Source organism: Bacteroides sp. GM023 (genome assembly GCF_014750685.1).
GTDB lineage: Bacteria > Bacteroidota > Bacteroidia > Bacteroidales > Bacteroidaceae > Bacteroides.
The window spans coordinates 338,859-351,453 of the sequence record NZ_JAAXGE010000005.1 but is presented as its reverse complement, the minus strand read 5'-3'; the positions used below and the strand labels follow the sequence as shown (position 1 = coordinate 351,453).

General features: G+C 47.9%; 7 protein-coding genes. All 7 read left to right on the top strand.

The window, feature by feature from the left end:
• The first annotated feature begins 75 nt into the window (after positions 1-75).
• Positions 76-1,332 (top strand): glycoside hydrolase family 88 protein, encoded by a 1,257-nt coding sequence (locus tag HC965_RS12355; protein WP_191031741.1) that lies wholly within the window; start codon positions 76-78, stop codon positions 1,330-1,332.
• 21 nt (positions 1,333-1,353) lie between these two features.
• Positions 1,354-3,825 carry a glycoside hydrolase family 2 TIM barrel-domain containing protein gene (locus HC965_RS12350; protein WP_191031740.1) on the top strand — a complete coding sequence of 824 codons (2,472 nt, stop codon included), beginning with the start codon at positions 1,354-1,356 and terminating at the stop codon, positions 3,823-3,825.
• Between the two features lie 168 nt (positions 3,826-3,993).
• Complete coding sequence (locus HC965_RS12345; RefSeq protein ID WP_191031739.1) at positions 3,994-5,157, top strand: alginate lyase family protein; 1,164 nt, start codon at positions 3,994-3,996, stop codon at positions 5,155-5,157.
• Between the two features lie 21 nt (positions 5,158-5,178).
• Positions 5,179-6,381, top strand: coding sequence for an alginate lyase family protein (locus HC965_RS12340; RefSeq protein WP_191031738.1), 1,203 nt, complete (start codon positions 5,179-5,181; stop codon positions 6,379-6,381).
• A 21-nt stretch (positions 6,382-6,402) separates the two neighbouring features.
• Positions 6,403-9,510: a TonB-dependent receptor gene (locus tag HC965_RS12335; RefSeq protein ID WP_191031737.1), complete on the top strand. Its 3,108-nt coding sequence runs from the start codon at positions 6,403-6,405 to the stop codon at positions 9,508-9,510.
• Between the two features lie 20 nt (positions 9,511-9,530).
• Positions 9,531-11,021, top strand: coding sequence for a RagB/SusD family nutrient uptake outer membrane protein (locus HC965_RS12330; RefSeq protein WP_191031736.1), 1,491 nt, complete (start codon positions 9,531-9,533; stop codon positions 11,019-11,021).
• A 19-nt stretch (positions 11,022-11,040) separates the two neighbouring features.
• Positions 11,041-12,585: an IPT/TIG domain-containing protein gene (locus HC965_RS12325; RefSeq protein WP_191031735.1), complete on the top strand. Its 1,545-nt coding sequence runs from the start codon at positions 11,041-11,043 to the stop codon at positions 12,583-12,585.
• Positions 12,586-12,595 lie beyond the last annotated feature (10 nt).

The following is a 12,595-nucleotide window of genomic DNA, read 5'->3' as shown; positions in this document are numbered from 1 at the left end:
ACTTACGGCACTACCAGACAAACCAATTTCATTCAGTTTCCATACATTTGCAACATCCGACTTAGAATTAATAATATGGAAACAAATATGAAACATTATCTTTTAGCCCTTAGTATCGGAGCAGCAACTTTAATCGGCTGCCAATCTCCCAAAGAGCAAAACCTGGTTGCTTCTAATTTCACTTTTGCTGAACAACAGCTCAAGTACGCGTTCCCTAAAATAGATGAAGCACGCGCAAACGAGTCACAAGAAAGCAGAGACAAAAGAATCGCCAGGCAGTGGGGCGAGCTCACCAACCCACGCAACACGGAACCGGACGGTTCTTTACGCCTTGTACCTTCCAAAGACTGGACGAGCGGATTCTTCCCCGGAGAACTTTGGTATGTATATGAATACACGCACGAACCTTTTTGGAAAGAGAAAGCCGAAAAGCACACCGAAATGCTGGAACGTGAAAAGAAGAATGGCACCACACACGACATGGGATTCAAAATGTATTGCAGCTATGGTAACGGTTACCGTCTGACCGGTAATCCTACCTATAAAGATATACTTATCGAATCCGCCCGCACACTGATTACCCGTTTCAAACCGAACGTTGGTTGTATCCGTTCCTGGGACCACCACGCCGACCAATGGGAATGTCCCGTTATCATCGACAATATGCTGAACCTGGAATTATTGTTTTGGGCTTCACGCGAAACGAACGACTCCACCTTTTATAATATAGCAGTCAGCCACGCACGTACGACAATGAAGAATCATTTCCGTGACGACTTCAGCACGTACCACGTTGTTAACTACGACACCATCACCGGCAGCCCGATTTGCAAAGTCACCCACCAGGGATATTCCGACGATTCCGCATGGGCACGCGGACAAGCATGGGCGCTCTACGGATATACTATGTGTTACCGTGAAACCGGACTCCCTGAATTTCTGGAACAAGCGAAGCATATCGAAAGATATATCTTCACCCATCCCAACCTTCCGGAAGACCTGATTCCCTACTGGGACTTCAACGCTCCCGAAATACCCAACGAGCCACGTGACGCATCCGCCGCCACCTGCATCGCTTCCGCACTCTATGAACTAAGCACTTACGTGCCGGAACAGAAAGACCTCTACAAGCAGGAAGCCGACCGGATATTAGAGAATCTCACCGCCAACTACCGTGCTCAGCAGAACGGCGACAACGGATTCCTGCTTCTCCACAGCACCGGTTCCAAACCTCACGACAGCGAGATAGATGTGCCCATCGTATACGCCGACTATTACTTCCTCGAAGCCCTGCTTCGTAAAAACAAACTGGAAAAAGGAGAAAAACTTTAATCATCACAACTCATACAGACCATGAAAAGACCAATTATCTATATACTGACAGCCCTTATAACACTCGCCCTTCCGGCAAGTGCCAGGATTCCCGCCAGCCAAAGAATCCGCCTGACCGACCAATGGGAATACCTCAAAGGTGACCTCGGAAGCATATGGGAAGCTGTACGCGCAGCAGCGCCCGGCTCTTCGGAAGCTGTACCCATTTGGCAACCCGTCACCCTTCCCCACTGCTTCAATGCGGAAGATGCCGTAGACCCGGATGTCAACTATTACCAGGGTCCCGGATGGTATCGCACCCTGCTCGATATTCAGAATCCGACAGCCAACGGCCGCATCCTTCTCGAATTTGAAGGAGCCGGACAGAAAACGGAAGTATATATCTATACACAGAAAGTCGGTAGCCACGTAGGTGGTTACGACGAATGGAGCGTTGACATTACAGACGCCATCCAACAAGCATTGTCCAACCCCGACTGCCGGAAACGTTTCAACGGTAAAGTTCCTTTGTCCATCCGTTGCGACAATTCGAGAGATACGGAAATGATTCCCTCAGACTTATCGGACTTCAACGTTTACGGCGGACTCTACCGATATGTCAACCTGATTTATCAGCCTGCCCTTTCTTTCAGCAGCTTCAAACTGGAGACTCCGGTACAGAAAGACCTGAAGAACGCAGCCCTGAAAGTACAGGCCAACTTCTACAACCCGAACGATGCCCGCAAGGCTACAGTGCACTTCACACTGAAAGACCCGAACGGCAAGAAAATAGCCGAACAGACAGCCACGGATATTCTTCCCCTGGGAGAAGTGCAACTATTCGACATCGCTATCAAGAACCCGATGCTTTGGAGCCCTGAACAGCCTCAACTTTATACCTGCGAGTTCACCCTCAAAACTGCTGAAGGCGAACAGACCGTAACAGAACAAATCGGCTTCCGTCATTTTGAGTTTGTAGACTACGGACCTTTCAAGCTGAACGGCAAACGCCTGTTACTGAAAGGCACTCACCGCCACGAAGACCATGCCGGCGTAGCTGCTGCCATGACCGAAGAACAGATGGTGACAGAAATAAAGATGATGAAAGAAATGGGCATCAACTTCATCCGCCTGGGACATTACCAACAATCGGATATCATTCTCCGTCTGTGTGACGAACTGGGTATTCTCGTTTGGGAAGAAATCCCCTGGTGCCGCGGTGGCTTGGGTGGCGAAACCTACAAGGCACAAGCCCGCCGGATGCTTACCAACATGATTAACCAGCACCACAACCACCCTTCCGTGATTCTTTGGGGACTGGGTAATGAGAATGACTGGCCGAATGATTTCCCGACTTTCGAGCAATCACAGATACGTGCCTTTATGAAAGAGCTGAACGACCTGGCACACCGCCTCGACCCGTCACGCGTCACTTCCATCCGCCGGTGCGACTTCTGCAAAGATATTGTCGATGTATATTCCCCTTCCATTTGGGCGGGTTGGTATCGCGGACAATTCACCGATTATAAATCCACCTCTGAAAAAGAGATGAAGCGTGTAAAACACTTCCTTCACGTGGAATGGGGCGGCGACTCCCACGCAAGACGCCATGCTGAAGATCCGTTCAAATCCTTAGGTGGTATTCCTATCGGAGCCGGTGCCGATGAACGTGCGGGAGATTTCTCTCTCGTCGGTGGTGACGCCCGTGCATCAAGAGACGGAGACTGGTCGGAATCCTACATCGTGAAACTGGTAGACTGGCACCTGAAAGAACAGGAAACCATGACTTGGCTGACAGGCACTGCATACTGGCCTTTCAAAGACTTCTCCACTCCCCTTCGCCCGGAGAACCCCGTTCCTTATGTAAACCAAAAGGGAGTAATCGAACGGGATTTCACCAAGAAAGAAGTATTCTATGTCTTCCAGTCTTATTGGACAGAGAAACCGATGATACATATCTACGGTCACACATGGCCGACACGCTGGGGGGCAGAAAACGAACCCAAAGAAATACTGGTTTACTCCAACTGCCCGGCAGTGGAACTGTTTGTCAACGGTGTGAGCCAGGGCGTTAAACAACGCAACAGCCAGGATTTCCCGGCAGCCGGACTTCACTGGAAAAGCGTATTGCGTGAAGGAGAGAATCACTTGAAAGCGGTAGCCGTAAAGAGCAAGGAAGCCGTTTCCGATGAAATCACCTTTACTTATCAAACCGCACAATGGGGAGAACCGAAACAGTTGAAAATAGCAAGTTACCCCGAAGGAAACAATATTATTCGTGTGGAAGCACAATTGACAGATGAAAAAGGAGTTCCCTGCCTGGATGCAGCCAACCTCATCTCATTTGAAATTGCCGGAGACGGAAAGCTTCTTCAAAACCTGGGAACTTCGACCGGCTCGCGCAAGGTACAAGCCTACAACGGAAAAGCGATAATACGCGCCCAAGTAACCGACGCTTGCTACGTATCCGTTCAATCGGATGGAATAAAGACCGTTTTATACTCAATTAAATGATATTTTTTTAGCAGACAGACTAATAAATTTCTTTTTAGACAGAAGAACATAAGAACAAAAGATGAAACAGTAGTAGTTTAATGACCAGCAGAAATAATTTTTCAAGCGCAGCCTTTATGTTCTTTTGTTCTTATGTCTAAATCAAATTCCCATTTATAAAAACTAATTATGAACAATTATTTAGGATTATTAATAGTACTCTTCAGCCTCACCACGGTGACGGCTAAAGAAGACGTGACCGACCAGGTACGTCAACTCCTGCAAGCAGAAACCCTGCAAAGGGCGGATGCTGCACTGGAGTCCGTGCCTGTGACCGTCACCGCTACCCGTGCCGAAAGAAGCGCAGGGGGTATGCACGACTTTTATTCCGAAGGCGATTACTGGTGGGCAAACCCGCAAGACCCGAACGGCCCGTTCATCCGCCGCGACGGAGAAACGAACCCGGACAACTTCACCGCCCACCGTCACGCCATGATACGATTCAGCCAGTTGGTCGGTGACCTGACTTCTGCCTGGATACTGACAGGCGACAAGAAATATGCCGATGCTGCCATGCGCCATATCCGTGCCTGGTTTGTCGACCAGAAAACGATGATGAATCCGAACCTGCTGTATGCGCAAGCCATCAAAGGAATAGCTACCGGACGCGGAATCGGAATCATCGACACTATTCATCTGATTGAAGTCATACAGTCACTCCGGCTGATGGAGGCCCGGGGAATCATCGAAGAAAAGGAACTGAAAACCATCCGTCTGTGGTTCTCCGACTATCTGACCTGGATGTCTACCCATCGTTACGGCATCAACGAGATGGAAGCCAAGAATAATCATGGCACTTGTTGGGCTATGCAAGCCGCCGCTTTCGCCTTGTTTACACAGAATGAAGAAATGATTCGTTTCTGCCGTGAACGTTACCGGACGGTATTGTTACCCAATCAGATGGCCGTCGACGGCAGTTTCCCTCTGGAACTGGAACGCACCAAGCCTTACGGTTATTCTCTTTTCAATCTGGACGCGATGACCACCCTTTGCCACCTGTTGACCACTCCCGAAGAAAACCTGTGGGAGTACACAACAACCGACGGGCGGAATATCGAAAAAGGAATTGCCTGGCTGTTCCCCTTTGTAAAAGACAAAAGCGCGTGGAAACGCCAACCGGATATCATGTTTTGGGAAGAATGGCCTGTGGCACACCCGTTCCTGCTATTCGGCAGTATGCACCACTACCGGAAAGATTATTTTCAGACGTGGAAGAAGCTGGAACATTTCCCCACCAACGAGGAAGTGATACGTAATCTTCCTATCCGTCACCCTTTATTATGGTTAAACTAATTCGCTTAAAATAGAATCATTATGAGAAACTTATTATTGAGTGCTTTCGCACTGGTTTGCCTGCTTCCGATGAATGCACAGACCGTCAACACCCGCATCTACCCGGCAGAAAAGCTGGCTAAAGTGAAGGCAAAAGCCGATACCCCTACATATGCCCCGGCTATCAAAACTTTAATGAAAGACGCTGACAAGGCAATGAACCTGACTCCACCTTCCGTAATGGACAAGAGCATGGTAGCATCCAGCGGTGACAAACATGACTACATGAGCATGGGCCCTTACTGGTGGCCTGACCCTTCCAAACCGGACGGATTGCCTTATATCCGCAAAGACGGGCAACGCAATCCCGAACTGTCCAAGCTAGACCGTAACCGGTTGGGAGATATGGCAAAGGCTGTTACTACTTTGGGAATCGCCTACTATTTCTCAGGCAACGAGCAATATGCAAAGAAAGCCGCCGACTTCCTGAAAGTATGGTTCCTGGATGCCAAGACAAAGATGAATCCGAACTTAAATTACGGCCAGACTATCCCCGGCCGCAGAGATGGTTTGGGACGCGGAACAGGTATGATAGATACGTACTGCTTCGTAGAAATGCTGGACGCACTCGCTTTGCTTGATAATTCAAAAGCGATGACACCTGCCATCAAGAAAGGTATGAAAGAATGGTTCACACAGTTCGTTGAATGGATACAGACCAGCCCGGTGGCTGCCGAAGAAAACGTAGCGAAGAACAATCATGGACTGGCATATGATGTACAGTTGACAGCTTATGCACTCTATATCGGCAATAAGGAACTGGCGGCACAGGTATTGAAGTCATTCCCTGAGAAGCGCCTGTTCTCTCAGATTGAACCGGACGGCAAACAACCGTTGGAACTGGAACGCACAACTGCTTTCGGTTATACTCTCTTTAATCTGACTCATATGCTGGATATGGCTTTCATCGCTTCTACGGAAGGAATGGATATTTATAACGCTGCCAGCGGAGACGGACGTTCCATTACCGCCGCGCTGAAGTTTGTCATTCCTTATATCGGCAAACCTCAAAGCGAATGGCCTTACCAGCAAATCAAGGAATGGGACAAGAAACAGGACGAAGCCTGCTGGGTACTTCGCAAAGCCTCTTTCTTCGACCCGAAAGCCGGATACGAAGCTATCGGTGCACAGCATCGCAAGACTTCCGCTTCCAGTCGTTTGAATTTATTATACAGTTTAGAATAACTCCTATTAAATCCTAATATTATGAGGAACAAATCGTTTTATTATCCTTTAATGATAGCTATACTGCTATTGTTATGTACCCCGTTCGTAACGGTTGTCTACGCGCAATCATTTACTGTCACCGGTACAGTCGCCGACAGTCAGGGCGGTGTTCCCGGAGTAAATGTGAAGGTGAAAGGAAGTACCACCGGTACTATCACCGATATAGACGGTAAATTTACGCTGAGCGTCCCCTCTTCCAAGTCAGTCCTCGTCATTTCGTACATCGGATATGTGACACAGGAAGTGCCCGTCAATAATCAGAAGACACTGAATATCAATCTTAAGGAAGACACGAAAGTGTTGGACGAAGTAGTAGTGGTAGGTTACGGCGTGCAGAAGAAATCCCACCTGACCGGTTCGGTATCCAAGATGGATGTCAACAGCCTGACGGATATTCCCGTGACACAGGTAGACCAACTGCTGCAAGGAAAGATTGCCGGCGTCAATATCCAGAACTCCACTTCCGAAGCCGGAGCCGCTCCGCAAATCCGTGTTCGTGGTATGGGTTCTATCAGCGCCGACAGTTCTCCGCTGATTGTTATCGACGGTTATCCCGTTCCCGAAGGCCTTTCCACACTCGACATGGCGGATATCGCTTCTATCGAAGTACTGAAAGATGCCGCTTCCGCCGCTATCTACGGTTCGCGTGCAGCCAACGGCGTTATCCTCGTGACTACCAAAGAAGGAAATGCCAGCAAAGCCAAATACAGCGTGAAAGCCTCTACCGGATTGAAGTGGGCGTACAAACTGCACCCTATCATGAGTTCCAAAGACTATTATAACATGATGGGTTACGAAGCTGCCTTGCAAAACAAGACCATAGCCGCCAATGATGAAGCCTTCGGACTTATCAATAATCACACCGACTGGCAACGCGAAGGTTTGCAGGATACTCCGCAGATTCACCAGGTACAGCTCTCCGTATCGGGTGGTAAGAAAGATATTACTTACTATATCTCCGGTAACTATGCCCAGGAAGACGGTATCATGATTAACAGCAGCTACAAGCGTCTGAATCTCCGTTCACGTATCAACGCGAAGTTATCCAAGCGGGTAGACCTCAGCTTGAATATCGCTCCGTCTTACACCAAGACAGAAACTCCGTCGACCAACTTTATCGACTTCTACCGTACACCGTCTTTCATGCCGGTACGCCATACGGCGGAAACGGCAGCCCTCACCGGAAAAGCCATCGGTTCATGGGCACGCGGCAGCGACTTCAGCAATATCATGTACACACGTGAAGACGGCACACAAGTGAAAGCCAGCCCGTTCAACACCAGCAACAACAATCCCAAATCATTGATGGATACCGAAGAACGCTTCAAGGAAGACTATAACCTGCAAGCCAATTCCTCTATCAATGTGCAAATAATGAAAGGTCTTACCTTTACTACTTCCAACGGTTTCTACATCAAATACCGTCAGAACAACGAGTACCGCAATTACGAATCCCGCAAAGACGAGGAATCGGCTATGGGTACTTACAAAAACCGTCTCTACGTCGATATGTTGAGCGAAAACACATTGAACTATATCGGCAAGAAAGGCAAGCATGACTACGCCGCCTTACTGGGTTACACCGCACAGACTACATCGGAAACCACAGCGAGTATCGTAGGTTTGGGCTTCCCTACCGATTATGTCCACACGCTCAATGCGGCTACTTCTTTTGATGTCAGCCAAACGAATACGGTAAAATTCCGCACCGCCATGATGTCCGCCCTTGCACGTGTCAATTACAGCTATGCAGACAAGTACCTGCTCTCTGCCAGTATCCGTACAGACGGCAGCTCTCTCTTTGCCGACGGTAAGCAATGGGGTTGGTTCCCTTCCGTATCTCTCGGATGGCGTGCTTCAGAAGAGGCTTTCCTGAAAGGTATCAGTTGGCTGAATATGCTGAAACTGCGTGCCAGCTTCGGTGTGACGGGTAACAATAATATCCCCGCCAACTCATACTACAACTTGCTCTATGCCAGCAACTACGCACTGGGTAGCGGAACGGGCGCTCTCGTCCCCGGATTGGGCAAGACTACCTCTACGAAAGGTAACTACGACATCACCTGGGAACAGACTTACGAATACAATGCCGGTATCGACTTCAGCGCACTGGACAACCGTATCAGCCTGACCCTGGAAGGTTACTACTCTATCACCAAGCAACTTTTGTTCAAGCAACCGGTCGTTTCCTTCATGGGTTACAGCGATTACTGGAACAACATCGGACGTATCCGCAACAGCGGTATTGAAGTAGAAGTGAACACACACAACATTCGCAATAAGAACTTCGAATGGACTACTTCGTTCAACATCTCGTCCAACTTCAACAAATTGCTCGAACTTTCCGGCGAAGAAAGATTGATTTCTACCGGAGAACGTAATGAAACTTATCTAGCACAAGTAGGCCATCGCGCCATCTCATTCTTCGGATACAAGACAGACGGTGTTTACCTCAGCCAGGCCGACCTGGATGCTTCACCGCACTTGGCAAGCGCCACACCGGGCAGTCTCAAGATTGTAGACGTCAACGACGACGGTGTGATAAACGACAAAGACCGTACCGTTATCGGCAATCCGTTCCCGAAAGTAACCTGGGGTATCTCCAATACCTTCAGATGGAAAGGATTCGACCTTTACTTCCTGATTCAAGGAGTAAGCGGACTGGATGTATTCAACGGTGACGGATACTACACCGAGTCCAAGAAGTTCAATCGCAACTACGTGAAAGACCGTTGGATTAGTGCCGAATATCCGGGCGACGGACGCACTCCGACAGTAGGTTCCGCCGGAATCTCCTGGGAATTCACCGATTATATGATTGAAGACGGTTCATTCGTTGCACTGCGCGACTTAGTTTTAGGTTATACATTTGATAAGAAGAAACTGAAAAAGATAGGCCTCAACTCGCTTCGCCTGTATGCTTCCGGTCAGAACTTGCTCTATTTCTGGGGAAAAGACTACCGGGGTATCAATCCGGAAGCCCGTGTGACAAGCGGCTCGTACGCTTCACCACTGGTGAACGGATACCAACGCGGCGGATTCCCGATACAGTCTACTGTCAACTTCGGATTCGAACTTAATTTCTAATCATCTTAAAACGTACAGAAATGAAACTAAAACATACATTTATCGCTAGTCTGTCCGCTTGCTTGCTGGGGCTTTCTTCCTGTGACCTCAACATTACACCGGACTCCTATATCCCCGACGGTTCGTTCTACAAGAATGAAGCTGAAATGAATACTGCCGTTATCGGCTGCTACGGCGGAATGCAGGCTCCGTTAAACATCGAGTGGACGCTTACCGAACTGCGTGCGGACAATACCCGTATGAACAGCAACAGTTCCACTAACGATGCTTTCCTGCAACAGCAGGCACTGGATCTTGGTACAATGGATGCCAGTAACGCGAACATACGTACTTACTGGGAAGCAACTTACAGCAATATCAACAGTTGCAACAATGTACTCGCCCCTGAAAATCTGGCTGTTGTAGCCAATGAGAAGAAACGGGCGCAATTTGAAGGAGAAGTGCGTTTCATCCGTGCTTATCATTACTTCAACCTGGTACGTCTTTTCGGTCCTACTTTCATCGTGACGGAAGAATTAAGCGTGGCAGAAGCCATGAAGAAAGACCGTAGCAGTGTGGAAGCTACTTATCAGCAGATTATCGACGACCTGAAAACGTCTATTGACGACCTGGAAGGTGTGACGTATGACGTAGCTGATTTAGGACGTGTCACTCAGGCGGCTGCTCAATCCCTGCTTGCCAAAGTGTATCTGACTATCGAGAAATATACGGAAGCTAAAGGCTTGCTCAAGTCGGTAGTAGATGTAAAGGGCGACCAGTTGACTGTCAGCTATTCCGATGTGTTCGACATTTCCAAGGAGATGAATGATGAGATTATCTTTGCTGTCCGTTACAAATCGGGTAGTCTGGGTATTGGTTCTCCTTTTGCCAACACCTTTGCTCCTACCAAGAGTGGTGCCAATGTGGTGACGGGTGATGGTGACGGACGCAACTATCCGACTACCGAGGTGTTGGGTATTTATCCGGAAGGTGACTTGCGTAAAGATGCCAGTGTAAGCGACCATTATATCGACCCAAGCAAGAAAGACCCGGTGGTCATTTCAGACCAGTCGGCGTATATCAAGAAGTTTGTTTCTCCTGTCAGTGTACGCTATGATGCTGAAAACGACTGGCCTATCATTCGTCATGCAGACGTACTGTTGATGTATGCCGAAGTACTGAACGAAACGGATGGCCCTGCCACCGGACTGCCTTATCTCAACGAAGTGCGCCGACGTGCCGGACTGGATGCTATTGATGCTTCCGAAGTATCCGTACGCTCCGCTTTCCGCGAAAAGCTGGAAAAAGAGCGCCGTCTGGAACTGGCTTTCGAGAATCAGCGGTGGTTCGACCTCGTGCGTTGGGGAAAAGCGGTGGAAACAATCAATAAACAAATCACGGAAACCGAAGGCTTCTATGACAAGTATGCTTTCACGGTTAATAAGATTGATAACTGGCAATTATTGCTTCCTATCCCGCAAAGTGTGATAGATAATAATCCAAGCATTGTTACCCAGAATCCGAATTACTAATCCATCAAACGAAAACAGTATGAAAAATAAACTATATAATCTATTGGTTCTCTTTGTACTTGTCACGCTGACGAGTTGCAACGAAAAGTTGAGCATTGAAACCGAAACACAGGGTGCGCCGGAAATCAGCGAGTTTGCTCCTGCAAGCGGGAAAGCCGGTACAGAGGTGACTGTCAAAGGTAGTAACCTGCGCGATATAGTGTACGCCACAGTCGGTGGTGTGGAAGCACAGATACTTTATAAGCTGTCACAGCAGGAAATCGTTATTGTAGTGCCACGTGAAGGCACTAAGAGCGGAAAGATTGCCCTTTCTACTTCACGCAAAGACGACGCCAGCCAAGGTGCACGTGCGGAGAGCACACAATCGTTCACTGTGACTTACCCAACTCCAAGTGTGACGAGTTTCCCGAAAAGCGGAAGAGTGGGCAACAATGTTGAGATTCTAGGTAGCAATCTTGATATTATCTCCAAAGTCCTTATGGGCGGAGAAGAGGGAGAAATTATCTATCAGAGTGAGAAAGAGATTGCTGTAAAAGTGCCTTTTATCATTGATGATAACGCCACCGTTGCTTTGAAATATACGAATCAGACAGGTGGTGAATCTGAAGTTAAAGGGGAATCCGACGACTTCGCTGTAGAAAAGGATGAACCGGAAATAGAGAAGATAGACCAGGAAAGTCTGATGGAAAGAAGCCTGCTCACATTGAGCGGTAAATATCTCAACTTGATTGAGTATATTTATTTCGGAGAAGAAAAGAGTGCTCCGGTCAGCCAGGAAGAGAATGTGATTGTGTTCAGGGTACCGACTTTGGCAGCGACTAGCACAGTGAAAATCAAAGTGACGTATTATAAGGAGACGAAGGAAATTATTCTGTCCGATGCTTGCCAAGTGATTCGCATGAAGAACTTGTTCAGTGCCAATCAGGCGATAGGGACACGTAATAGTAAGTATGGTTATGGTAGTATGCTGAATGGTAATTCTGCCGACGGTAATCCTATCTGTACTCCTTGCGTACTGAAAGATGAAGAGAATTTTGATAAGATAGACTTTGCAGGTTATGTGAACAGTGGACTGGACTTTGCGTTCAACTCACCGGATGCCATTCTTAATCCTGACCCGGCAAATACGAAGAATAATCTGAAGAATTACTGGTGCGGAACGGCTGCTGTGCCTAATGCGGAGAACTTCACTATATTTGCACCTTTCACGGCAGTACAAACAAGATTCTTTGTATTGAACGCAACAACACATGCAGCGCTTATCGAACAAATCAGAGCAGGAAAAGACCAGTTGGAAATTACTCCATCACTCTTTACCAGTCTGAATATTACCAAAAGTTCTGCCCGTACACGTAAATCATCAGAAGCGGCAGGTACAGTGAGCGAACAGATATTTGATGCCGGTAGTGTAGTTGTATTCTACAATAACCATAAGGATAAATATGGTATTCTCGACATTTTGGAAGTATACGTAGATTATGGTCAGGCCAACAACATCAATAATGGCGATAAGAATAATCAGGGTATTGCTTACATCACATTCGACCTTTACTATCAACGCTAAAAAAGAAAGA

Coding starts and splice junctions, on each gene's coding strand:
- HC965_RS12355 (WP_191031741.1), top strand. CDS start 76: ATGGAAACAAATATGAAACATTATCTTTTAGCCCTTAGTATCGGAGCA.
- HC965_RS12350 (WP_191031740.1), top strand. CDS start 1,354: ATGAAAAGACCAATTATCTATATACTGACAGCCCTTATAACACTCGCC.
- HC965_RS12345 (WP_191031739.1), top strand. CDS start 3,994: ATGAACAATTATTTAGGATTATTAATAGTACTCTTCAGCCTCACCACG.
- HC965_RS12340 (WP_191031738.1), top strand. CDS start 5,179: ATGAGAAACTTATTATTGAGTGCTTTCGCACTGGTTTGCCTGCTTCCG.
- HC965_RS12335 (WP_191031737.1), top strand. CDS start 6,403: ATGAGGAACAAATCGTTTTATTATCCTTTAATGATAGCTATACTGCTA.
- HC965_RS12330 (WP_191031736.1), top strand. CDS start 9,531: ATGAAACTAAAACATACATTTATCGCTAGTCTGTCCGCTTGCTTGCTG.
- HC965_RS12325 (WP_191031735.1), top strand. CDS start 11,041: ATGAAAAATAAACTATATAATCTATTGGTTCTCTTTGTACTTGTCACG.